The organism is Pseudomonas sp. IT-P74 (assembly GCF_949768175.1).
Taxonomy (GTDB): Bacteria; Pseudomonadota; Gammaproteobacteria; order Pseudomonadales; family Pseudomonadaceae; genus Aquipseudomonas.
The window spans coordinates 334,585-356,296 of sequence record NZ_CATKQD010000022.1; the positions used below are offsets into that span (position 1 = coordinate 334,585).

General features: G+C 61.4%; 22 protein-coding genes and 1 pseudogene. 17 read left to right on the plus strand and 6 right to left on the minus strand.

Features of this window, described 5'->3' with window-relative positions:
- Positions 1 to 155 precede the first annotated feature (155 nt).
- Entirely contained in the window at positions 156 to 584 is a 429-nt protein-coding gene (locus ACM6J5_RS15400) for a hypothetical protein (protein WP_095945687.1), read from the plus strand.
- 105 nt (positions 585 to 689) lie between these two features.
- Here ACM6J5_RS15400 and ACM6J5_RS15405 read toward each other — a convergent pair whose 3' ends face one another.
- The 4 genes and pseudogenes from ACM6J5_RS15405 to ACM6J5_RS15420 all read right to left on the minus strand — a co-directional run.
- A complete protein-coding gene (locus ACM6J5_RS15405) occupies positions 690 to 2,678 on the minus strand; it encodes a peptidase U32 family protein (RefSeq protein ID WP_414928874.1) in 1,989 nt (662 codons plus the stop codon).
- A 7-nt stretch (positions 2,679 to 2,685) separates the two neighbouring features.
- Positions 2,686 to 2,850: a hypothetical protein gene (locus ACM6J5_RS15410; RefSeq protein WP_414928875.1), complete on the minus strand. Its 165-nt coding sequence runs from the start codon at positions 2,848 to 2,850 to the stop codon at positions 2,686 to 2,688.
- Between the two features lie 66 nt (positions 2,851 to 2,916).
- Entirely contained in the window at positions 2,917 to 3,297 is a 381-nt protein-coding gene (locus tag ACM6J5_RS15415; RefSeq protein WP_095945690.1) for a RidA family protein, read from the minus strand.
- A 209-nt stretch (positions 3,298 to 3,506) separates the two neighbouring features.
- Positions 3,507 to 3,716 (minus strand): annotated as a pseudogene (locus ACM6J5_RS15420) (NIPSNAP family protein); the annotation flags it as partial.
- A gap of 123 nt (positions 3,717 to 3,839) precedes the next feature.
- Here ACM6J5_RS15420 and psrA point away from each other — a divergent pair.
- From psrA to phnX, 4 genes are all read left to right on the plus strand, one after another.
- Positions 3,840 to 4,931, plus strand: coding sequence for an iron-containing alcohol dehydrogenase PsrA (gene psrA, locus ACM6J5_RS15425; RefSeq protein ID WP_414928876.1), 1,092 nt, complete (start codon positions 3,840 to 3,842; stop codon positions 4,929 to 4,931).
- A 130-nt stretch (positions 4,932 to 5,061) separates the two neighbouring features.
- Positions 5,062 to 6,357, plus strand: a complete 1,296-nt coding sequence (locus tag ACM6J5_RS15430) for an MFS transporter (RefSeq protein WP_414928877.1) — start codon at positions 5,062 to 5,064, stop codon at positions 6,355 to 6,357.
- A gap of 54 nt (positions 6,358 to 6,411) precedes the next feature.
- Positions 6,412 to 7,284, plus strand: coding sequence for a LysR substrate-binding domain-containing protein (locus ACM6J5_RS15435; RefSeq protein WP_150673268.1), 873 nt, complete (start codon positions 6,412 to 6,414; stop codon positions 7,282 to 7,284).
- Positions 7,285 to 7,370: 86 nt separating this feature from the next.
- Positions 7,371 to 8,198, plus strand: coding sequence for a phosphonoacetaldehyde hydrolase (phnX, locus tag ACM6J5_RS15440; RefSeq protein ID WP_414928878.1), 828 nt, complete (start codon positions 7,371 to 7,373; stop codon positions 8,196 to 8,198).
- Positions 8,199 to 8,239: 41 nt separating this feature from the next.
- Here the strand turns inward: phnX and ACM6J5_RS15445 are convergent, their stop codons facing one another.
- Complete coding sequence (locus tag ACM6J5_RS15445) at positions 8,240 to 9,013, minus strand: AraC family transcriptional regulator (RefSeq protein WP_414928879.1); 774 nt, start codon at positions 9,011 to 9,013, stop codon at positions 8,240 to 8,242.
- A 123-nt stretch (positions 9,014 to 9,136) separates the two neighbouring features.
- On the opposite strand from ACM6J5_RS15445, the gene ACM6J5_RS15450 reads away from it, so the two are divergent.
- From ACM6J5_RS15450 to ACM6J5_RS15460, 3 genes are all read left to right on the plus strand, one after another.
- A complete protein-coding gene (locus tag ACM6J5_RS15450) occupies positions 9,137 to 10,366 on the plus strand; it encodes an MFS transporter (protein ID WP_095945695.1) in 1,230 nt (409 codons plus the stop codon).
- Between the two features lie 22 nt (positions 10,367 to 10,388).
- A complete protein-coding gene (locus ACM6J5_RS15455; RefSeq protein WP_095945696.1) occupies positions 10,389 to 10,784 on the plus strand; it encodes a VOC family protein in 396 nt (131 codons plus the stop codon).
- 161 nt (positions 10,785 to 10,945) lie between these two features.
- Positions 10,946 to 11,770 carry a response regulator transcription factor gene (locus tag ACM6J5_RS15460; protein WP_414928880.1) on the plus strand — a complete coding sequence of 275 codons (825 nt, stop codon included), beginning with the start codon at positions 10,946 to 10,948 and terminating at the stop codon, positions 11,768 to 11,770.
- 141 nt (positions 11,771 to 11,911) lie between these two features.
- Here ACM6J5_RS15460 and ACM6J5_RS15465 read toward each other — a convergent pair whose 3' ends face one another.
- Positions 11,912 to 12,226, minus strand: a complete 315-nt coding sequence (locus tag ACM6J5_RS15465; protein WP_414928881.1) for a DUF6124 family protein — start codon at positions 12,224 to 12,226, stop codon at positions 11,912 to 11,914.
- Between the two features lie 621 nt (positions 12,227 to 12,847).
- On the opposite strand from ACM6J5_RS15465, the gene ACM6J5_RS15470 reads away from it, so the two are divergent.
- The 9 genes from ACM6J5_RS15470 (at position 12,848) to ahr (ending at position 21,689) form a co-directional block, all read left to right on the plus strand.
- Positions 12,848 to 13,324, plus strand: a complete 477-nt coding sequence (locus ACM6J5_RS15470; protein ID WP_095945723.1) for an antitoxin Xre/MbcA/ParS toxin-binding domain-containing protein — start codon at positions 12,848 to 12,850, stop codon at positions 13,322 to 13,324.
- Positions 13,321 to 13,809 (plus strand): RES family NAD+ phosphorylase, encoded by a 489-nt coding sequence (locus tag ACM6J5_RS15475; RefSeq protein WP_095945699.1) that lies wholly within the window; start codon positions 13,321 to 13,323, stop codon positions 13,807 to 13,809. The genes ACM6J5_RS15470 and ACM6J5_RS15475 overlap by 4 nt, the downstream gene beginning before the upstream one ends.
- Positions 13,810 to 13,996: 187 nt before the next feature.
- Positions 13,997 to 15,112 (plus strand): ABC transporter ATP-binding protein, encoded by a 1,116-nt coding sequence (locus tag ACM6J5_RS15480; RefSeq protein ID WP_414928882.1) that lies wholly within the window; start codon positions 13,997 to 13,999, stop codon positions 15,110 to 15,112.
- A gap of 39 nt (positions 15,113 to 15,151) precedes the next feature.
- Positions 15,152 to 16,294, plus strand: coding sequence for an ABC transporter substrate-binding protein (locus ACM6J5_RS15485; protein WP_414928883.1), 1,143 nt, complete (start codon positions 15,152 to 15,154; stop codon positions 16,292 to 16,294).
- A gap of 31 nt (positions 16,295 to 16,325) precedes the next feature.
- The gene (locus ACM6J5_RS15490; protein ID WP_414928884.1) at positions 16,326 to 17,243 is read left to right on the plus strand and encodes an ABC transporter permease; all 918 of its coding nucleotides are present in this window, start codon (positions 16,326 to 16,328) and stop codon (positions 17,241 to 17,243) included.
- Between the two features lies 1 nt (position 17,244).
- The gene (locus ACM6J5_RS15495) at positions 17,245 to 18,072 is read left to right on the plus strand and encodes an ABC transporter permease (protein ID WP_015095519.1); all 828 of its coding nucleotides are present in this window, start codon (positions 17,245 to 17,247) and stop codon (positions 18,070 to 18,072) included.
- Positions 18,065 to 19,537 (plus strand): aldehyde dehydrogenase family protein, encoded by a 1,473-nt coding sequence (locus ACM6J5_RS15500; RefSeq protein WP_414928885.1) that lies wholly within the window; start codon positions 18,065 to 18,067, stop codon positions 19,535 to 19,537. The genes ACM6J5_RS15495 and ACM6J5_RS15500 overlap by 8 nt, the downstream gene beginning before the upstream one ends.
- A gap of 225 nt (positions 19,538 to 19,762) precedes the next feature.
- The gene (locus ACM6J5_RS15505; protein WP_414928886.1) at positions 19,763 to 20,530 is read left to right on the plus strand and encodes a metallophosphoesterase; all 768 of its coding nucleotides are present in this window, start codon (positions 19,763 to 19,765) and stop codon (positions 20,528 to 20,530) included.
- Between the two features lie 127 nt (positions 20,531 to 20,657).
- Positions 20,658 to 21,689, plus strand: coding sequence for an NADPH-dependent aldehyde reductase Ahr (ahr, locus tag ACM6J5_RS15510; protein WP_414928887.1), 1,032 nt, complete (start codon positions 20,658 to 20,660; stop codon positions 21,687 to 21,689).
- Positions 21,690 to 21,712 lie beyond the last annotated feature (23 nt).

Below are 21,712 nucleotides of genomic sequence, written 5' to 3' on the forward strand. Positions count from 1 at the left end.
GGTGCTTAGTGTTGAGCCGAATCTCGGGGAGTTATCGGCGCACATTCACCCCGAACAGCTCTGCTACGCTTTTCTTTACTCGAATTGAATCGGGAATCGTTTGTGCAACACCCTTCCCTTGCCATTTGAGGGCGCCAAAAGTGAAAGGCAAATTAATGGGGGCCGCTGCAACCCTTCTGGTACTCGGGACCGCGATTTATGGGTTGAACACCTGGGAACACATCCAGAGCCAGCGACAGGAAGCGGTCTGCAAGGCCGCCCGCGAGCATCTCAATCGCCTGGAAACCCAGACGCGAGCGTTGGCCTCCGGGTTGACGGTCGAAGCCTATGCCGAAGCCGAAAAAGCCGAGGCCGGCCAGTTGGTTTTAGCGCTCGATACGGCCAAAAATGAAGCCGAGGTCGATGCCGTCATCGACAGGCACGCCGCTGCCATCGAGGCGCAGATAACCGCCGAGGACGCAGAGGTCCAGTCCCGAGGCGAACAACCCTTCCTCGGTCAGGAAATGAAAAAGCAGCGCATCCCCACCGACGTCAAACAGGAATTCAAACGCGCTGAAAAGGCCGTCGCCGAGACCTGCGGATAGTGTCGACCGCCAGCTCCAGGTTGGTCGCCAGCGTCCAGACTTCAGCAAAAGCAGGTTTCAAGCCGGAACAGGTGAGCGCGCCGTTGCGGCGCACTCACCAGTCACTCAGTGCGGTGCGCGCGGGATGGTCTTGAGCAGGTCTTCGGGGCTGATGTGACCGACCACGCTGCCCGGTTGCGGCAGGTTGAGGATGTGGCCTTTCATCTTGCCGATGATGTGCATTTCACAGGGCTTGCAGTCGAACTTCAGTGTCAGCACTTCATCGCCGTGGATCAATTGCATCGGCGCGACCTTGGTGCGCACGCCCGTCACGCCCTTGGCCTGTTTCGGGCACAGGTTGAAGGAGAAACGCAGGCAGTGCTTGGTGATCATCACCGGCACCTCGCCGGTTTCCTCGTGGGCCTCGTAGGCCGCGTCGATCAGCTTGACGCCGTGGCGGTGATAGAAGTCCCGGGCCTTCTGGTTGTAGACGTTGGCCAGGAACGACAGGTGCGACTCCGGGTACACCGGCGGCGGCGTGGTTTCGGCCTTGCGGCTGCCACGGGGGTGGGCGGCAATCCGCGCTGCGGTCAAGGCTTCAATCACTTCACGGCGCAAGGCCTTGAGCTGCGAGTTCGGAATGAAGTACGCCTGCGGCGCGTCCAACTTGATGTCGATGGCGTGGTACTGCGTTGTGCCCAGTTGACCGAGCAGATCCTGCAATTGCTCCAGCGCCTGTTCCGGCTTGTTGGCGGCGCCAAACGGGCCGGCCAGGGTGACGCTGGCGCTGATGCCCTCTTCGCTGGTAGCGGTCAGTTCCAGCTGCTCTTCACGCAGGCGAGCGACCCAGCTCAGGGCGATGCGACGCTCGGCGGAGGTCTTTTGCAGCGCCTGTTGCCAGTTGTGATCGAGATTGCGATTCAGCGGATGGTTGGGGCGCAGCTTGTACATCCCCTCCGGCATCTCGTTGGGCTCGACGCGATAGCGATAACGCTTCTCGCCGTCCTCCTCGAATTCGCCTTTGGGTTCGGCGATGTTGGCGCGGAACCCCACCACTTCACGCTTGACCAGCACGTTGAGGCCGTCGCCGTTGGACAGCGGCTCGTGCGTCACGACCTGCATGTCACGCTTGGCGACTTTCTCGACCACCCCCACCGGCAGACCGGTGAAGGTCGGCGAGTCAAAGGCGCCGATATCGATCTTGCGGTCAGTGACGAAATAATCGGTGCTGCCACGGTGGAAGGTTTTTTCCGGGTCGGGCAGGAAGAAGTGCGCGGTGCGGCCGCTGGAGGCTCGGGCCAGGTCCGGACGGTTTTCGAGCACGGCGTCGAGGCGCTGGCGGTAGTAGGCGGTGATGTTTTTCACATAGCCCATGTCCTTGTAGCGGCCCTCGATCTTGAACGAACGCACGCCGGCCTCGACCAAGGCGCGGATGTTGGCGCTCTGGTTGTTGTCCTTCATCGACAGCAGGTGCTTTTCGTAAGCGATCACCCCGCCCTTTTCGTCCTTGAGGGTGTACGGCAGACGGCAGGCCTGGGAGCAGTCGCCACGGTTGGCGCTGCGCCCGGTTTGCGCGTGGGAAATGTTGCACTGACCGGAAAACGCCACGCACAACGCGCCATGGATAAAGAACTCGATGGCCGCGTCGGTTTCGTCGGCGATGGCGCGGATCTCCTGGAGATTCAGCTCGCGGGCCAGCACCAGTTGCGAGAAGCCGGCCTGATCGAGGAACTTGGCCCGCTCCAGAGTGCGGATGTCGGTCTGGGTACTGGCGTGCAGTTCGATCGGCGGAATGTCCAGCTCCATCACACCCAGGTCCTGGACGATCAGCGCATCGACGCCGGCGTCGTACAACTGGTGGATCAGCTTGCGGGCCGGCTCCAGTTCGTTGTCGTGCAGGATGGTATTGATGGTGGTGAACACCCGGGCGTGGTAGCGACGGGCGAATTCCACCAGTTCGGCGATATCGCTCACTTCGTTGCAAGCGTTGTGGCGGGCGCCGAAGCTCGGGCCACCGATGTAGATGGCATCGGCGCCATGCAGGATGGCCTCGCGGGCGATGGCGACATCGCGGGCAGGGCTGAGCAATTCCAGGTGATGTTTGGGCAAAGACATAATTTTTTTAGTCAGGCTTGTCACGGTCGAGGCGTGCATTGTAGCGGTGAAACGCCTGACCGGCACCCGTATGCTGCCGGGTGGTGGCCTTGGGCAGATCTGCCCTGCCTGAATCCTTGTAGGAGCGAGCTTGCTCGCGATGGACGTTAACGATGACGCGGGCATTCTGCATGCACGCGTCGCCCTTGTGTTCATCGCGAGCAAGCTCGCTCCTACAGGATTGTGTGTGTCGCGGCTATCAGCCCTTGGCCGCCATCGCGGTCACTTCCACACGCATGCCTTCCACCGCCAACGCGGCAACCCCGACAGCGGCGCGCACCGGCCATGGCTTGGCGAAGTAGCGCTTGTAGACCTCATTGAACGCAGCGCGGTCGGCCATGTCGGTGAGGTAGATGGTCAGGTGCATCACGCGGTCCATGGAACTGCCGGCACGCTCCAGCGCGACCTTCAGTGCTTGCAGGGTGCATTCGCTTTGCAGGGTGATGTCGCCCAGTTCCAGGCTGCCGTCGGCGCGGGTGGGGATCTGGGTGGAGACCAGCACACCGCCGAAACCGACGACGTCGGAGGAAATCGAATCCGCATCGGGATCGGGGGTAAAGGTCAGGTCGTGGTTTGCCATGAGGACTCTCTTGCTTGAAGTGATGAGGCTGGCGCCTTGTGCGCGGCCAGTTTACAGGGCCATTGGCGGTCCGTCGCTAATCCAGCCCGGACGGCTGCTCGTGGCCCAGCCTCATGGCCTGCCGACGACTGCACCGTACCGGCTGGATCGTTTCTGAGGCCCCCGATCGAGCCACACCCGGGTCATTGCAAGGGCGAGAACGTCGCGGGCAGGTAGCGCTCGCGCTCCGCGTGCCTCAGGTGTTCGTCGGCGTAGCCACGCAGCACGGCAATCTGGTTCAACTGACCGATTTCCGAGGCCCAGCAGCCCATCAACACCCCGCCGACTTCCGGCTTCGCCCATTCTGCCTCGATGCGTACCAGCGCATCAGTCACTGTGCGCACCCGCACGGTAAAAGTGATCCGTTCAAATAAACGCATAACGACTCCGCCCACCGGCCATTATCGGCCCAGCCGATTCAAACCTGCGAATTATCGATTTGTGCAGCCGTCCGTGGACCGCGAGCATGGCGTCACTTCCAACAACAAAAACAAGGACCCGCCATGACCGCCCGATTTCACAATCCAGTGGATACCCGTTTCGGCTGGGGCAGCCTGCAAGAGCTTGCCGCCATCACCGAACACCAGAACGTTGCCGTCGTGACCTTTCCCGAAGCCCGTGGCCTGGGGCTGGTGGATCGCCTTCAAGCGCTGCTGGGCGAACGCCTGGTCTACGTGATCGAAGATGTCCAGCCCAACCCCGATGTCGCGCAACTTCGCGCGACCTATGAACGCTTCTGGCAAGAGGCCGGCGAATGCCACGCCGTGATTGCCGTCGGTGGCGGCAGTGCGATCGACACTGCCAAGGCGCTGATTGTCGGCACCGAATCAGGTCGCTTCGATGAGCTGCTGGCCTTGCTGGCCAGCGGTAAACCCTTCGTTCCGGTTCGCAGTAAACAGCTGATCGCAGCCCCGACCACGGCAGGCACCGGCAGTGAAGTCACGCCCTGGGCGACGATCTGGGACGCGGCCAATCACAAAAAATACTCGCTGCACCTGGACTGCACCTGGCCAAGTGTCGCCATCATCGATCCGCAACTGATGCTCACGGTGCCGGCCGGCGTCACCGTTTCCACCGGGCTGGACGCCTTGTCCCATGCGCTGGAATCGATCTGGAACATCAACGCCAACCCGCTTTCCGACACCTTCGCCATCTCTGCCATCGAGGACATCCTCGAATGCCTGCCCTTGCTGCGGCGTGACCTGTCCAGCCAGGAACTGCGCTCACGGATGGCCCTGGCCGCACTCAAGGCCGGCATGGCGTTCTCCAACACCAAGACCGCACTGGCCCACTCCATCTCCTATGAGATGACCTTGCGCTACGGCCTGCCCCACGGCATCGCCTGCTCCTTCACCCTGCCACTGGTTTTGGGCCTTGCCTGGGGCCACGACGCAACGCGCGACAAGACCCTGCAACGGGTTTTCGGGTCAGATCTGGATAAAGCCCAGGCCCGTTTGCGCGCCTTCCTGCACAGCCTGGAGGTGAAAACCGAGTTCGCCGACTATGGCGTGACGGCCGAAGAGGCCCAGACCATGATCGATTTCGCCCTGCAGGGCGCACGCGGCAAGAACTTCATCGGCGCACGAGCGGCCTAGGGCTCGCCAGCCCCCAAAGACACTACACTGCCAGCGGCGTAACGAGCCGCGACGATTTCCTGCCGCACCTGAAAAAGAGTGCACCCTGCGATGCAACTCGCAGGGACCGAACAAGAATAAGGAAAAGATCATGAATCGTGCCCAAGCCATGCCAGGTCTCGCCGTACATACCGCATCGTTTCGCGTCGCCCAGTGGCGCATGCTGCTGGCAGCCATGTTTTGCTATCTGTTTTTCTATACCGGGCGACAAACGTTCGGTTTCGCCATTCCCGGTATCCAGGCCGAGTTCGGCTTTACCAAAGAGCACCTTGGCTGGGCATCGGCCGCCATGCTCTGGGCCTACGCCATTGGCCAGGCCATCAACGGCAACCTCGCCGACAAGTTCGGTGGTCGACGCATCATGACCCTGGGCGCCGTGCTGTCCTGTGGCGCCAACTGGGTGACCAGTTTCGCCAGCGGTTTTGCCGGGCTGATCCTGCCCTGGGGCATCAATGGCTACTTCCAGGCATTGGGCTGGGCACCGGGCAGCCGGCTGATCTCCAACTGGTGGAGCGCGGGCGAACGCGGCAAGGTCTACGGCTTTTATGTGTTCGCGGCCGGCTGCGCGTCGGTACTGTCCTACGTGACCTCGATCGTCGTGCTGGAAGTGATGCATCTGGAGTGGCGCTGGATCTTCCGCCTGCCCGTATTGCTCATGCTGGCCGGCGGCATCATCTTCTACCTGGTGGCCCGCGAGCGTCCGCAGGACATGGGTTTCGAACCGCCTGCCGACACGGGCGTGGCCAACGCCGAGGACAAAGGCCATGAAGTGGCCCATGGCGAAGTCGAAACGTCCGCGCAGCGTTACAAAGCCGTTCTGAAAAACTTTCGCCTGATCATCGCCGCTGTATCCCTGGGTTTCCAGAACGCCGCCCGCTACGGTTTGATCGTCTGGGTGCCGGTGCACTTCCTGGGCGCCAACTGGAAGACCGGCGACAGCATGATCGATCCGAAGTGGATCACCGTGGCCCTTCCCGTCGGCATGGCCATAGGTGCACTGAGTAACGGCTGGATCTCGGACAAACTGTTCGGCTCCAAACGCTATCTGGCGATCATGCTCTACATGTTCCTCGGTGCAGCGACCAGCTTGTGGATGTGGACCCTTGCCCCCCACAGCGCGACCGGTCTGGTGGCGTTGTTTCTCTGCGGCTTCTTCGTGTACGGCCCCGCCTCCAGCTTCTGGGCGCTATGCCCGGACCTGGTCGGCGCCAAACGCGCCGGCACCGCGACCGGTGTGATGAACTTCTCGTCCTACCTGTTCGCCGGCCTGGCGGAACCGCTGATCGGCAGTATGCTCGACAGTACCGGCAACACCTCGCTGATCTTCATCGTGGTCACCGCGGCTTGTCTGTGCAGCGCGTCGGTGGCGCTGTTCATCAGGCGCTGATGGCCCGGCTGGACAGATTGAATCAACGGCAGCGGCTCAGGAACAGGATCGTCTATGTACCAGTACCACAAGTGGCTACGTTCATTTCATGCCGTGGCCAAGACTGGCAGCTTCACCCTCGCCGCCGAGTATTTGAGCGTCGGCCAGCCCACGGTCAGTGAGCAGGTCAATGCCCTGGAAAAGAAGTTTTCCGTGGAGCTGTTCCATCGCCGCGGCCGCTTTATCGAAATGAGTGCCGCCGGGCACCAGCTCTACGCGATCACCCAGGGCCTGTTCGGCCAGGAGGATGAAGCCGTGCAATTGCTGCAAAGTTTCAAGCAACGCAAGACCGGCATGTTGCGCCTGGGCGCGGTGTCACCGCCGATTGCCATGAACCTGACCTACGAACTGATGCAACGGCATCCCGACATCGAGCTGGAAACCTCGTTCTCCCCGGAAAAAGAGACCCTGGATCGCCTGTTCAACTTCGATATCGATGTGGCGATCCTGGCCCTGTCCGAATTCGACCAGCGTTTTGACACGCAGCTTTACCGACGCTACCCGATCATTGCCGTGGTGCGTGACGACCATCCATGGGCCCGGCAGAAAGAAGTGCATGTCGAGCAGATCAGCGAAGAGAAATGGGTACTGCGGGAAAAAAGCTCCCGCACTCGTCAACTGGTGGAGGAAAGCTGCAAGCACCTGGGCGTCGCACTGAACTGCGTCATGCAGTTGAACAGCCGCGAGGCCATCGTGCATGCCATCGCCAAGGGCATCGGCATCGGTTTCGTCTCGGCGGTCGAATACGCTGAAACGCCCGGTACCAAACCGATCACCTTCGTCAATCACCCGTTTTCCATCGACTACCACCTGTGCTGCCTGGGCATTCGCCGAAATCGGCCAATGATCGCGGAACTGTTCGACTCGAGCCCGACACCGACCACCTGATTTTGCCTCACCCTTGAGCAATCCATAGGTCTACTTCCTGGCGACAGGAGGGACGGCCTGCCCACAACAAAAAATGGAGCAATACCATGAACTACCAACAACCGACCCAACTGCAAGCCGTGGTCCTGGACTGGGCCGGCACCGTCGTCGATTTCGGCTCCTTCGCCCCCACGCAGATTTTCGTCGAGGCCTTTGCCGAGTTCGGCGTCGCCGTTTCGCTGGAAGAAGCTCGGGGGCCGATGGGCATGGGCAAGTGGGATCACATCCGCACCCTGTGCAATCAACCGCAGATCGCTGAACGCTACCGTGCGGTGTTTGATCGCCTGCCGACCGATGACGATGTCACCGCACTGTACGAACGGTTCATGCCGCTGCAGATCGAGAAAATTGCCCTGCACTCGGCCCTGATTCCCGGCGCGCTTAACACCATCGAAGCCTTGCGCGACAAAGGCCTGAAAATCGGTTCCTGTTCCGGTTACCCGACCGTGGTCATGGAAAAAGTGGTCGAACTGGCGCGACACAATGGCTACGTGGCGGACCATGTGGTGGCCACCGACGAGGTGCCGAACGGCCGCCCCTACCCGGCCCAGGCCTTGGCCAACGTGATTGCCCTGGGGATCAGCGACGTCGCCGCCTGCGTCAAGGTCGACGACACCTGGCCCGGCATTCTCGAAGGCCGGGCCGCCGGAATGTGGACGGTGGCGCTGACCTGTTCGGGCAATGCCCTGGGCTTGACCTACGAGCAATACAAGGCCCTGCCCTCCGACCGGCTGGACAGCGAACGGGCGCGTATCGTCAAGATGTTCGAAGGCTCCCGCCCGCACTACCTGATCGACACCATCGTCGATCTGCCGGCGGTTATCGAAGACATCAATGCGCGACTGGCGCGAGGTGAAACGCCGCAAGGGTCCTGAGCTGATTCAGGCATCGAGCGGCCGTCCCGTGGGCGGCCGCCTCACTTGAAAAAATCACTCGGCGTCTTGCCGAACTGTTTCTTGAACATGGTCGTGAACGCGCTCGGGCTGTCGTATCCCAGCTCCCCGGCGATGTCGATGATCTTCTCCCCCACGGCGATTCGTTCCAGCGCCAGCAGCAGTCGTGCTTGCTGGCGCCATTGGCCGAAGGTCATGCCGGTTTCCTTGCGGAACCTGCGCTGGATGGTTTTGGCGTCGAGGCTCAAGCGGGCGCTCCAGTCCGACAGGGTCGAGCCATCCCCGGGATTACGCTGCAGCGCAGTGCAGATCAGGTTGATCCGTGGATCGGTGGGCTGAGGCAGGTTCAACGGCAAGGTCGGCAGGATCGTCAGTTCATCCAGAATCAGCCGCAGCACCCGGGCTTCCCGCGAGTCCGGATCGCAGTAGAAATCGAAATCGACCGAGACCTTGATCAGCTCACTCAACAATGCGGACACACTCACGGCCCGGGTTTCGGTGGGCAGATCCAGGCTCGCGTCGGGGTGCACGAACACGCTGCGCATCTTGATCGGCCCCACACAGCGAATCGAGTGCACTTCTCCACTTGGCATCCAGATGCCGCGGCTCGGCGGTACGGTCCATTGGCTGCTTGCGGCGTGCACCACCATCACACCTTCGATGGCATAGATCAGTTGATGCTTCTCGTGGGAGTGCGGCTGGATAAACCAGTTTTCCGGGTAATCGGTCGCGCTGCTGCGAACGTCCCAGTCGCCTTGGTCGATGTCCGCGAGAAATTTATCCAGTGGTTTGATCATGACGACCTTTTTGCGATAGTCGATGCCCGATCTACGCGAGACGGGCGATTTCAAGGCCCATAGGATAACGCCGAACCCTGAAATTGACTGCTTCGCAGTTAGCGTTTATCCGGAAGATCGCCCATGTCGACCACCACCCTCAGTTCACCCTCACCCACAGCTTCGGTGGCCAGCCAGGCCAGCCCGCTGGTTATGCGCGTCATTGGCGCCTGTGCGCTGGCGCACCTGATCAACGACCTGATCCAGGCCGTGCTGCCGTCGATCTATCCGATGCTCAAGGCGAGTTATGGCTTGAGTTTCACCCAGGTCGGGCTGATCACCCTGACCTTCCAGCTCACCGCTTCACTGCTGCAACCGTGGATCGGTTTCTACACCGACCGTCACCCCAAGCCGTGGCTGCTGCCGGCCGGCATGGTCTGCACCCTGATCGGGATTCTGATGCTGTCGATGGTCGCCAGCTTCCCGGCGATTCTCGTGGCCTCGGCGCTGGTGGGGGTTGGCTCGTCGACCTTTCACCCTGAGACCTCACGGGTGGCGCGGCTGGCCTCGGGCGGTCGCTATGGCCTGGCACAGTCGACCTTTCAGGTCGGTGGCAATGCCGGTAGCGCCTTCGGCCCATTACTGGCCGCCGCGATCATCATTCCCTATGGCCAGGGCAACGTCGCCTGGTTCGGCCTGTTCGCGGTGTTCGCCATCTTCGTGCAATACGGCCTGAGCCGCTGGTACCGCCATCACCTGAACCTGTTCAAGCTCAAGCAAGGCGGCAAGGCCACCCACGGTCTGTCCAAACGGCGGGTGACCTTCGCCCTGGTGGTGCTGGCGTTACTGGTGTTCTCCAAATACTTCTACATGGCCAGCTTCACCAGTTACTTCACCTTCTACCTGATCGAGAAATTCGACCTGTCGGTGGCCAGTTCGCAGCTGTACCTGTTCCTGTTCCTCGGCGCCGTCGCGGCGGGCACCTTCTTTGGTGGCCCGATCGGTGACCGGATCGGTCGCAAGCAGGTGATCTGGTTCTCGATCCTCGGCGCCGCGCCCTTCACCCTCGCCCTGCCCTACGTCGACCTGTTCTGGACCGGCGTGCTGAGCATGATCATCGGCTTCATCCTCGCCTCGGCATTCTCGGCCATCGTGGTCTTCGCCCAGGAACTGGTGCCCGGCAACGTCGGCATGATCGCCGGGGTGTTCTTCGGGCTGATGTTCGGTTTTGGCGGGATCGGTGCCGCGCTGCTGGGGCACCTGGCGGATATCCATGGCATCGAGTACGTCTACACCTTGTGCTCGTTCCTTCCGCTGTTGGGAATTCTGACCATACTGTTGCCGTCTACTGGACAACGCTCGTCGGGAGCGTGAACAGCCATCAGGAGGAACCCCCATGAAAATCGTAGTCACCAGCGTGCTCGTCGATGATCAGGCCAAGGCGCTTGCTTTCTACCGGGATGTGCTCGGTTTTGAACTCAAGCACGATATCCCCATGGGCGAACATCGCTGGCTGACGCTGACATCCCCAGGCGATCCCGATGGCGTCGAGTTGCTGCTGGAGCCCAATGCCCACAGCGCGGCAAAGACGTTCCAGAGCGCGATCAAGCAGGACGGTATTCCCTGCACCTTTTTCGGTGTCGAAGACGTGCACGCCGAGTATGCCCGGCTCAGCGCCGCCGGCGTGCAATTCACCCGCCCGCCGACGGTGATGGGGCCGGTCACCCTGGCGGTACTGGACGACACCTGCGGCAACCTCATCCAGATTGTCCAGCACCACTCAACCGCCTGATCATTTCTGCTACCCGCCCTGTAGCACTCGGTAACACCCGGCCCCACTGCGGTGCGTCTTTTAAACGCCATACCGTGCGCCACCCCGCTCCATACGGGGGCCACCTGCCATGGCGTACTTTGTGCATCCACACAGGCCATCCTCTTCTGCCTGTAGTCGCCATGCGCCCCAAGGAACTGAAACTCTGGACCACCGGAGTCGCCCACCTGCTCGACCTGCCTGCCGGGCATGGACGGCTGTCTGGGTTGAGCCACTGGATCCGGCAAATCTGCCCGGTCGATCATTTCGTGTTGTTTGTCTACGAAGGCAATCACCGGCCACTGGCGTTGTTCGATACGTTCTCGGCGGACAAGCGCGCGGTGTATGTCGACGACTATCAGTGCGGGCCTTACCTGCTCGATCCGTTCTACCTGGCCTGCACACGCGGGCAGGCGCCCGGGCTGTGGCGTTTGCGCCAGTTCGCCCCCGACCACTTCTACCTCGGCGAGTACTTCCTGACCTATTACCAGCAAACCGGACTGGCCGAGGAAGTGGCGTTCTTCGTCGACCTCGGTGGCGGTGCCACGGCGGTGTTGTCGTTGATGCGATCCAGCGCCAGTTGCGCGTTCAGCCGTGACGAAATGCAATTGGTCGAGTGCGCGCAAGCGGTGGTCGAGCAAGTCATCAATGAAGCCTGGCGCTTGCGTCAGGCCCAGCAACCGCGCCCGGCACAGGACCTGGACTTCAAGATCCGCGAAGCTTTCGACCACTTCGGCGCGCACATCCTCACCGGGCGCGAGCAGGAAATCGTTCAACTGTTGCTGCGCGGTCACTCCAGCGCCTCGGTGGCCGAACAACTGAACATCAGCCCCGGCACGGTGAAGATTCACCGCAAGAACATCTACGCCAAGCTCGGCATTGGCAGCCAGTCGGAATTGCTCGGGTTGTTTATACGGGAGTTGACGGAAGATCCCTTGCAGGCCCCCGGCCTCAGGCTGCAAGCCTGAGACCTGTCAGTCAACAGAAAAACCCTGTAGGAGCGAGCCTGCTCGCGATGGCGTCAGTACGGCCAACATCCCTGTTTCTGATACACCGCCATCGCGAGCAGGCTCACTCCTACAGGTTTATCGGTGTTCTGGAGAGTATGGTCACGGCGGATCAAGCTGATCCAGCGCCCGGTTCACCGCCAGCTCCCCCAGCATGATCACCTGCGCAATCCCCAACAGCGCATTGCGGCTCGTCCCCTCCAGATGATCCACCAGATCGTTGGCCATGACATTGGCCGACGCCAGCGATTCACACGCGTGCACCAGCAAGGTTTCGATATTGAGTTCAGGATTGACGATAAACATGGAACTGGGCTTGCGCGGCGTCGCCATGATGCTGGGGTCGAGGTTGAGATCGAGGCTTTCGTATGGAGATGCCGGATCAGTGTCCGGTGGGTTGGGTGTGACCTTGAACATAGTGAAACTCCTCGCATCGTAAAAAGGAGCCATCACTCTCACGCTACCAAACGTAGGGTGGTGGCCATACGCAGGTTGGTAGACCGGGATGCAAGGAGACCGGCGCGCCCGAAGGCACCCTGTGCATGGCCACCATAAAGCAGAGTAGAAAAACGCTGCAGATGATGACGCTTTGCACCTCACATAGCCGGGCTACCAAACCCGATCACTGTTGTTTTCCAGCGACCGGCCAACGATAAAACCCAACCCCAAGGCGCACAAGCCGGCGGATTCTGGCGTACCTGTAGGCAACGACGCAAGGTGCTGTAGCTTGCTGGAAGTAACGCTGACAGCGCTTAAACATACATATCTCAGCCCTGAGTTTACATGGCCTACCTACGTTGAAATTCCTAGGACTGCAGAGGAAATATCTGACGTATTTTTAAGGTTGGCGGCCGAAAGCATGAGGTTTAACTTGGCCGCTCTGATCAGGGATAACGATTTCTCGCCTGATGCAGGCGTTCTTTCAGGCATTTAGGGTGAAACGATTACATGCGCGAGACAAGGATCGACAAAGGCAATTACCCGGCTGGCGACATTTGGCGTTATGATCGCGTCAAATGTCGCATGGAGGTAATCGATATGCCCGCCGTCAAAAATGAAGTCGTAGGAACGGAGACAAAGCGTGTCGCCCGCAAGCCTACCGAAGTGCTGCTACATGGCCGTAGTGGCGATACGCGCATGTTGATCATTCGATACACACAGGAAGGCTTTGATCTGAGCGACGTCAGGGACATGATTTCCATATCCGGTCTATACATGGAGCACGACCTTGTTCAGCGCATTACCGGGAAATCCCTCAGAACCGTGCAGCGCTTGGCAAAGGAGACGCAACCGGTTCGGCTGAACCAGCAACAAAGCACTGTCGCCTTTCAATATGCGCAAGTACTTGAGCACGCCATCAATGTGTTTGGCGATCAGCCGTTGGCTGAGGACTGGCTGAAGAAACCCTGCAAGTATCTGGAGGGTCATATTCCGCTGGAACTGATCGACAACTCGCTGGGTTTCCAGGTGGTAGAGGACTACCTGACCAGAATTGAACACGGGGTTTATCAATGAATCCTTTGCCTTGGGATGGGAAGTGGCACGCCTGGCGTCTGGATCGTGCAGTTTTCAAGGATTCATGGGATAGCGGCATTGGTGCGCAACAATCCGGCGGCCGATGGAATCCTCCTGGCCGCCGGGTTATTTACGCTTCGGCCGACCCGGCTACGGCGATTTTAGAGGTCGCCACCCACGCAGGCTTCGATACGCTCGACAGGGTGCCTTATGTGCTGACGTGTTTCGAAGTGCTGGATTCGAATGTCATCAAAGTTGTTCAACCTGAAGATGTACCGAACCCTAACTGGCTAATCCCATCTGAACTTTCGCCCAATCAACAGCATTTCGCTGATGAGCTACTGGCCGAACACCCGTTCGTGCTTATCCCGTCCGCAGTTACCCGCCACTCTTGGAACCTACTCGTTAGCTGTGATTTGGCGGCGGATCAATTCAAGCTTGTTTCGCAGGAGCGTTTTGGACTGGATACCCGCTTACTGAAATGAATGAGAATGTCGAACTTGCCCACCAGAACCTCAAATGCAGCCTGTCGCGTGTGATCTCTACGCTGCACACCTACTGAACACCTGCTCCACCCCCCTCCTATCCCCGAAGGGATATATACACCGCAAAACCCCGATTGCTAGTTTGGCCCCCGACGCACTGATTCATCACTGCAAGGGAGCCCGTCTCGTGAACAACACCCCGCCAAGCGATATCGAATTCTGCAATGTGGTCAAACGCTATGGCGAGGTGCAGGCCGTCAGCGGTCTGGATTTCGCGGTGCGGCGTGGCTCGTTTCATTCCTTTCTCGGCGGTTCGGGCTGCGGCAAGACCACCACCCTGCGCATGATCGCCGGCTTCGAGCAGCCCACCAGCGGTGAGGTCCGTCTGGCCGGCAAGAGCGTGGCCGGTGTGCCGGCCTTCGAGCGGCCGGTGAACATGGTGTTCCAGCATTACGCGTTGTTCCCGCATCTGACCGTGGCGCAGAACATTGCCTACGGCCTGCGTTATCGCAATCCACGCCCGGACAAAAAACAACAACTGCGCATGGCCGATGAAGCGCTGGAGATGGTGCGTCTGAGCGGCTTTGGCCAGCGCAAGCCGAGTGAATTGTCCGGCGGCCAGCAACAGCGTGTCGCCCTCGCCCGCGCCTTGGTCAACAAGCCGACAGTGTTGCTGCTCGACGAGCCGCTGGCCGCGCTGGACCGCAAGCTGCGCAAGGAGATGCAGTCGGAATTGCTGCGTCTGCAACGGGAGGTCGGCATCACCTTCGTGCTGGTCACCCACGATCAGGAAGAAGCCCTGTCGATGAGCGACAGCATCAGCGTGATGCACAACGGTTCGATCATCCAGACCGCCACCCCGGAACAGCTCTACGAAGCCCCGGCCAGCCGTTACGTGGCCGACTTTATCGGCGAGTCCAACCTGTTCGACGGCACCGTGCGCCAGCTCAACGGCAACTCGGTGGTGCTGCGTACCGAGCAGGGGCTGGAGCTGACCAGCCCCCTCACCCCCACCGGCAAAGGCCTGAGCGCCAATGCCGCCGGTTGCATTGCGGTGCGCCCGGAACTGATCAGCATCGCCGGCGCCAACGCCGAGATGGCCCGGGAAGTGAAGCTGCAAGGCAGTGTCGAGGACCGCATCTACCTGGGCAATTGCACCGAATACCGCGTGCGCACCCAGGCCTTCGGCGTGGTCTGCGTGCGGGTGCCGCGCCAGCAGGATCACGGCGCCAATGCATTCGAACACGGCGCAGCGGTTCGCGTCGGCTGGGATCACGCCAATGGGTTGGCCATGGCGTTGTAAATCATCGATTCGTTTCATCAACCGGATGTGGAGCGTGCTATGGACCAGAAGACTTTTATAAAAACCCTGCGCAGCTGGCAGAACGGCTCGATCAGTCGTCGCGATTTCCTTGGCCGCACCGGCCTGGGGATCGCCGCCGCCGTGGTCGCCACCCACATGCCCGGCCTGCTGACCTCCACCGCCGAGGCTGCCGAGCAAACCAAGCTGGGTGATCGCCTGTCGCTGGCGACCTGGCCGAACTACCACAGCCAGGAAAACCTCGACGCTTTCGCCAAGACCACTGGCGCCCGGGTGTCGATGAGCGTGTTCGGTTCCAACGAAGAAATGCTCGCCAAACTGCAGGCCGGCGGCAGTGGCTGGGACGTGCTGGTGCCGACCAACTACACCATCAGCACCTACGTCGGCCTGGGCCTGATCGAGCCGCTGGACCTGTCGCGCATTCCCAACTTCGACGCGTCGGCCTTCCAGCAGAAATTCATGGCCCAGGGCACGGTAGACGGCAAGGTCTATGCGGTGCCGAAGAACTGGGGCACCACCGGCATGCTCTACGACGCCGGAAAACTGAAAAGCGGCCCCGCCAGCTGGAAGGAATTCTGGGCCGCCGCCCAAGGCCCGGCCAGTGGCCGCACGATCGTTCACGACTACCAGTTGACCGCCATCGGCAACGCGCTGAAAAGCTTCGGCTACAGCTTCAACTCCCTGGACCCGAAAGAACTGGCCGACGCGGAAAAACTGCTGATCGAGACCAAGCCGCACCTGTTCGCGATCAGCTCCGACATCCAGCCATCGATGCGCAGCGGCGATGCCTGGCTGGCGATGTCCTGGACCGGCGACGCCTCGCAATTGCACCGCGACAACGCGCAAATGCAGTTCGAACTGGGCAAGGAAGGTGGCGAGTTGTGGAGTGATTTCTTCGCGATTCCTAAAAGCTCGGAGCACAAGGACGCCGCCTACGCCTTCATCAACTACCTGCTCGATCCGCAGCACAACAAGCTGGAAGTGCTGAGCCACGGCTACCCGAGTGGCGACAAACGTGTCGACGCGCTGCTGCCGGTGGCGATGCTCGACGATCCGATCATGTACCCGGCCGCCGAGGCCCTGAGCCCGCTGGAGTTCGGTGCCGCCGCGACGCTGACCAGCCCGGCGCGCGCCGAACTGATGGCGCGCTTCAAGTCCGCCTGATCGCCTGACCATGGCCAATGAGGAGTCACCCATGAATGCCGCCGCCCACCCGCAAACGGTGCAGCCGGGCCATGCCCTGCCGGTCGAGGTTCGCCAACGGCGCAGCCTCGGCCGGCGCATCACCCTGCTGATGCTCTTGCCTTCGACCCTGTGGTTCCTGCTGCTGTTGTTGATGCCGCTGGTGATCATCCTGGTCTTCAGCTTCGGCGAGCGCAGCGCCGTGGGCGGGTACGCCGGTGGCTTCACCCTGGCCAACTACCTGAACCTCGGCTCTCGCGGCGCGGCGTTCAGCAATACGCTGATGCTGGCGCCGCTGGGCACCCTGGTGTGCCTGGTGGCGGCTTATCCGCTGGCGTACTTTCTGGCGGTCAAGGTCACGAGGAACCGTTCGCTGTTGCTGACCCTGGTGATCGTGCCGTTCTGGACCAGCTTCCTGATCCGCACCTACGCGTGGATTTTCATCCTCAGCGGCAAGGGCATTCCGGCGCTGCTGGCCAGCCTGGGGCTTGAGGATGTGCGGCTGATCAACACACCATGGGCGGTGCTGATCGGCATCGTCTACGGCTACCTGCCGCTGATGGTGTTCCCGATCTACGTCAGCCTGGAAAAACTCGACAAGCGCCTGCTCGAAGCGTCCGCCGACCTCGGTGCCAGCGCCTTCGAAAGCTTTCGCCGGATCACCCTGCCGTTGTCCGCGCCGGGGATCATCACCGGGGTGATGCTAGTGTTCATCCTGTTGATGGGCGAGTTCCTGATCCCGGCCATTCTCGGTGGCGGCAAGGTGTTCTTTGTCGGCAACGCGCTGGTCGACCTGTTCCTGCAATCGCGCAACTGGCCATTCGGCAGTGCGCTGGCCATGACGCTGGTGGCGATGATGCTGCTGATTATCGGCGTGTACCTGAAACTGGTGGCGCGCTACGGCGGCCGCCCTGCCGACGGAGGCCTGTGACATGTGGCTGCGCAGCTATTCGACCTCGCTGTACCTGTTCCTCTACGCGCCGATTGCCTTGATCGTGCTGTTCAGCTTCAACGCCGGGCGCAGCGGCCTGGCGTTCCAGTGCTGTTCGGTGCAATGGTTCGGCACCGCGTTCGGCAACCCGTTCATCATGGAAGCCCTGGGCAACAGCGCGCTGATCGCTTTCAGTTCAGCAGTGATTGCCACGCTGTTCGGCACCCTGGCGGTGTTCGGCCTGCAGCGCTGCGGCGCCAAAGTACGCCTGCTGTTCGATGCCCTGACCTACTGCGCGATCATCGTCCCGGGCATCGTCATCGGCATCTCGACGCTGATCGCCTTCATCAGCCTGTTCGACCTGATCAACCCGCTGCTGGCGAGCTGGCTGCCGACTGTGCCGAAGCTGAACATGGGCTTCTTTACGGTGATCGCCGCGCATTCGTTGTTCACCATGGCCCTGGTGATGGTGATCGTGCGCAGCCGCGTCGATTCGCTGGACAAGGCCTTGCTGGAAGCGTCGGCGGACCTGTACGCGCCACCGATGGACACCTTCTGGCGCGTGACCCTGCCGCAGATCAGCCCGGCGATCATGGCCGGGTTCCTGCTGGCCTTCACCTTCAGCTTCGACGATTTCATCATCGCCTTCTTCGTCGCCGGCTCGGAAACGACGCTGCCGATCTACATCTTTTCTTCCATCCGCCGCGGCGTGACGCCGGAGATCAACGCGATCTCCACGGTGATCATCTGTGTGTCGCTGGCTTTGCTGTTCACTTCCCGCCATCTGCAAAACCGCCGTACCGGCGTTCAGGAGTCGCACCATGCGTGATCAGCTCTACATCAACGGCGAATGGGTCAGCCCGGACCTTGGCGGCTATCTGGATGTGATCGACCCGGCTACCGAACAGGCCTTCCACCGCGTGGCGGCAGGCACCGAAGAAGACGTCGACCACGCCGTGCGTGCGGCCCGGCGCGCCTTCGACAATGGCTGGGGCCAGACCAGCGGCGCCGAGCGCGGGCAGTGGCTGGAGGCGCTGGCCGATGAACTGGAAAGTGGCCAGCAGGCGCTGGCGGAACTGGAAGTACGCGACAACGGCAAACCCTTGCCCGAAGCGCAGTGGGACATTGGCGACGCGATTGGTTGCTTGCGTTACTACGCCGGTCTGGCCCGCGATCTGGACCAGCAACAGGACCAACCGCTGGCCTTGCCGGATGAGCGTTTTCGCTGTCGCCTGCGCCACGAGCCGATTGGCGTGGCCGGGCAGATCATTCCCTGGAACTACCCGCTGCTGATGGCCGCGTGGAAGGTCGCGCCAGCCTTGGCCGCCGGGGCCACAGTGGTGTTGAAGCCGTCCGAGCTGACGCCGCTGACCGCCCTGGAACTGGCGGCCGCCGCCGATCGTATCGGCTTGCCCGCCGGGGTGTTGAACCTGGTCACCGGCCTCGGCGCCGATGCCGGCAGCCCGCTCACCGAGCATCCGGGGGTGGACAAGCTGGCCTTCACCGGCAGCGTGCCCACCGGGGCGAAAATCATGTCGGCGGCGGCGCGGGACATCAAGAACATCAGCCTGGAACTGGGGGGCAAGTCTGCGTTCATCGTGTTCGACGACGCCGATGTCGACGCCGCCGTGGAGTGGATTCTGTTCGGGATTTTCTGGAACCAGGGCCAGGTATGCAGCGCGACTTCACGCCTGCTGGTGCAGGAAGCCATCGCCCCGCGCCTGATCGAACGGCTGGTGGAAGAAACCCGCAAGATCAGCATTGGCCCGGGCATGCAGCCCGGCGTGCTGCTCGGGCCGCTGGTCAGCCAGGGCCAGTACGACAAGGTGCTCGGCTTCATCGACCAGGGCCTGGCCAGCGGCGCCCGTTTGCTCACCGGCGGACGGCGTCCGGCGCATCTGGCCGAAGGGTATTTCATCGAGCCGGCAATCTTCGACGAACCGGGGCACAGCAGCATTCTGTGGCGTGAAGAAGTGTTCGGCCCGGTGCTGTGCATCAAGCGCTTCAAGACCGAAGAGCAGGCGCTGCAAATGGCCAACGCCAGCCGCTTCGGCCTGGCCGCCGCCGTGATGAGCGCTGACTTGCAGCGCACCGCCCGGGTCGCCAACCAATTGCGCGCCGGCATCGTCTGGGTCAACTGCTCGCAACCGACCTTCGTCGAAGCGCCCTGGGGCGGCATGAAACACAGCGGCATCGGCCGGGAACTGGGGCAATGGGGGTTGCACAATTATCTTGAGGTCAAGCAGGTGACTGAGTACATCAGTGACCAGCCTTGGGGGTGGTACTTGAAGTAAAAAAGTCAACTGTAGGAGCGAGCCTGCTCGCGATAGCGGTCTGTCTGCCAACATCCCTGTTGGATGTGCCGGCCTCTTCGCGAGCAGGCTCGCTCCCACAGGGATTGTGGCGGGCCGTGGGGTTAGCGTTCACTGAAGATCAAACTGTGGGAGCAGGCTTGTGACAACGGGTTATCCACGCGTAACTTGAATAACCCGCCCTTCAAGACACGCCGGAGTTGATCCATGCGCATCGCCTTGCTGTCCGACATGCACCTGTCCGTCAACGCGATCCCGTTTCCCGCCGTGGAAGCCGACATCGTCGTGCTTGCCGGGGACATCGCCCGGCCGGCCAAGGCCATCGAGTGGGCCATGGCGTGCCCGGTTCCGCTGCTGTATGTGGCGGGCAATCACGAGTTTTATGGTAGTGACCTGATCTCCACCTACGAGCAACTGAACAGCCTGGCGCAAGGCACGCAGATCCACGTTCTGGAACGCTCGGAGTACGTCCACGACGGCGTGCGTTTTCTCGGCTGCACCTTGTGGTCTGACTATCGCCTGCTCGACAGCCCGGATGATCGGGCGCTGGGCATCGATCTGGCGACCAATCTGATCCGTGACTTCAGCCACATCAGGATTGCCCCCGACTTCCCGGACCTGTTCACACCAGCCATTTCCCAGTGGGTGTTTCTGCAGACGGTCGCCTGGCTGGAGGACTGCTTCAGCCGCGACAGCAGCACGCCCACGGTGGTGGTCTCGCATTTCGCCCCGACACGGTCGAGCATCAGCCCGACCTTTGCCGGTTCGCCGATCAACTCAAGTTTTGTCTCGGACCTCAAAGCGCGGATCAAGGACTGGCAGCCGGCACTGTGGCTGCATGGCCATACCCATGGCAGCTTCGATTATCGGGTGGGCAACACCCGCGTGGTCTGCAACCCTCGAGGCTATGCCAAGAATGGCATCAATGAAAATCCTGATTTCAATGAGGCTTTCGTGATCAATCTGCAGATCTGAGGCAACTCCGAAATCAACAGTCTCCAGGCTCGCGCCTGATGCAACGCCAGCAACCCGCTACACTTTCCTCGCTCCGCCGCTGCACCGTAGCGGCCAAGACCCCTGACTTCTGATCTGGAGGTATCCCATGAGCGACAGCAGCGAACTCACCACCTTTACCGGCTGGGCCGCCACGGCAGCAGGCGCGCCACTGGAACGCTACAGCTACGACCCCGGTTCGCTGGGCAACGATGAGGTAGAAGTCGCCGTGGAATACTGCGGCGTCTGCCACTCCGACCAGTCGCTGATCGACAACGATTGGGGCATCAGCCACTACCCGTTCATCCCTGGCCACGAGGTGGTCGGCCGTATCGTGCGCCTGGGCGACCAGGTTCGCGGTCTGGAAATGGGGCAACGGGTGGGCATCGGTTGGTACAAGGGCAGTTGCATGCATTGCACGTCGTGCATCGAAGGCTCGCATAACCTGTGTCGCACCGTGCAACCGACCATCATCGGCAGCAACGGCGGCTTTGCCGACCGCATTCGTTCGCACTGGGCCTGGGCCCTGCCGATCCCGGCCGGGCTCGATCCGGCAATGGCCGGGCCGTTGTTCTGTGCAGGTTCCACCGTGTTCAATCCGCTGGTGGAGTTCGGCATCAAGCCCACCGACCGGGTCGGCGTGGTGGGCATCGGCGGTCTCGGTCACCTGGCGCTGCGTTTCCTCAACGCCTGGGGTTGCGAAGTCACGGCGTTCACCTCATCGCTGAGCAAGCAGGACGAAGCCAGGCGTCTGGGCGCGCACAAGGTGGTCGCCTCGACCGACACCGATGCGCTTAATGCCATTGCCGGCACCCTGGATTTCCTGCTGGTCACCGCCAACGCCAACCTCGACTGGACCGCCATGCTCGCCACCCTGCGCGGCAAGGGTCGCCTGCACTTTGTCGGCGTCGTGCCCGATGCCATACCGGTGCATGTGTTCAATCTGATTCCCCAGCAAAAAGTCTTGTCCGCCTCACCGGTCGGCTCACCCGCCAACACCGCGATGATGCTGGAGTTCTGCGCCCGCCATCAGATCCTGCCGCAGGTCGAGATGTTTCCCATGAGCCGCATCAACGAGGCCGTCGATCATTTGCGCAGTGGCAAGGCGCGCTACCGCGTGGTGCTGGACGCCAGTCAGTGACAGGCGACGAACGAAGACTGGTT

What these genes read in the sequence shown, in the direction of transcription:
- ACM6J5_RS15400 (WP_095945687.1), top strand. Translation starts at nt 156, where the DNA reads ATGGGGGCCGCTGCAACCCTTCTGGTACTCGGGACCGCGATTTATGGG.
- ACM6J5_RS15405 (WP_414928874.1), bottom strand. Translation starts at nt 2,678, where the DNA reads ATGTCTTTGCCCAAACATCACCTGGAATTGCTCAGCCCTGCCCGCGAT.
- ACM6J5_RS15410 (WP_414928875.1), bottom strand. Translation starts at nt 2,850, where the DNA reads ATGCAGAATGCCCGCGTCATCGTTAACGTCCATCGCGAGCAAGCTCGC.
- ACM6J5_RS15415 (WP_095945690.1), bottom strand. Translation starts at nt 3,297, where the DNA reads ATGGCAAACCACGACCTGACCTTTACCCCCGATCCCGATGCGGATTCG.
- psrA (WP_414928876.1), top strand. Translation starts at nt 3,840, where the DNA reads ATGACCGCCCGATTTCACAATCCAGTGGATACCCGTTTCGGCTGGGGC.
- ACM6J5_RS15430 (WP_414928877.1), top strand. Translation starts at nt 5,062, where the DNA reads ATGAATCGTGCCCAAGCCATGCCAGGTCTCGCCGTACATACCGCATCG.
- ACM6J5_RS15435 (WP_150673268.1), top strand. Translation starts at nt 6,412, where the DNA reads ATGTACCAGTACCACAAGTGGCTACGTTCATTTCATGCCGTGGCCAAG.
- phnX (WP_414928878.1), top strand. Translation starts at nt 7,371, where the DNA reads ATGAACTACCAACAACCGACCCAACTGCAAGCCGTGGTCCTGGACTGG.
- ACM6J5_RS15445 (WP_414928879.1), bottom strand. Translation starts at nt 9,013, where the DNA reads ATGATCAAACCACTGGATAAATTTCTCGCGGACATCGACCAAGGCGAC.
- ACM6J5_RS15450 (WP_095945695.1), top strand. Translation starts at nt 9,137, where the DNA reads ATGTCGACCACCACCCTCAGTTCACCCTCACCCACAGCTTCGGTGGCC.
- ACM6J5_RS15455 (WP_095945696.1), top strand. Translation starts at nt 10,389, where the DNA reads ATGAAAATCGTAGTCACCAGCGTGCTCGTCGATGATCAGGCCAAGGCG.
- ACM6J5_RS15460 (WP_414928880.1), top strand. Translation starts at nt 10,946, where the DNA reads ATGCGCCCCAAGGAACTGAAACTCTGGACCACCGGAGTCGCCCACCTG.
- ACM6J5_RS15465 (WP_414928881.1), bottom strand. Translation starts at nt 12,226, where the DNA reads ATGTTCAAGGTCACACCCAACCCACCGGACACTGATCCGGCATCTCCA.
- ACM6J5_RS15470 (WP_095945723.1), top strand. Translation starts at nt 12,848, where the DNA reads ATGCCCGCCGTCAAAAATGAAGTCGTAGGAACGGAGACAAAGCGTGTC.
- ACM6J5_RS15475 (WP_095945699.1), top strand. Translation starts at nt 13,321, where the DNA reads ATGAATCCTTTGCCTTGGGATGGGAAGTGGCACGCCTGGCGTCTGGAT.
- ACM6J5_RS15485 (WP_414928883.1), top strand. Translation starts at nt 15,152, where the DNA reads ATGGACCAGAAGACTTTTATAAAAACCCTGCGCAGCTGGCAGAACGGC.
- ACM6J5_RS15490 (WP_414928884.1), top strand. Translation starts at nt 16,326, where the DNA reads ATGAATGCCGCCGCCCACCCGCAAACGGTGCAGCCGGGCCATGCCCTG.
- ACM6J5_RS15495 (WP_015095519.1), top strand. Translation starts at nt 17,245, where the DNA reads ATGTGGCTGCGCAGCTATTCGACCTCGCTGTACCTGTTCCTCTACGCG.
- ACM6J5_RS15500 (WP_414928885.1), top strand. Translation starts at nt 18,065, where the DNA reads ATGCGTGATCAGCTCTACATCAACGGCGAATGGGTCAGCCCGGACCTT.
- ACM6J5_RS15505 (WP_414928886.1), top strand. Translation starts at nt 19,763, where the DNA reads ATGCGCATCGCCTTGCTGTCCGACATGCACCTGTCCGTCAACGCGATC.
- ahr (WP_414928887.1), top strand. Translation starts at nt 20,658, where the DNA reads ATGAGCGACAGCAGCGAACTCACCACCTTTACCGGCTGGGCCGCCACG.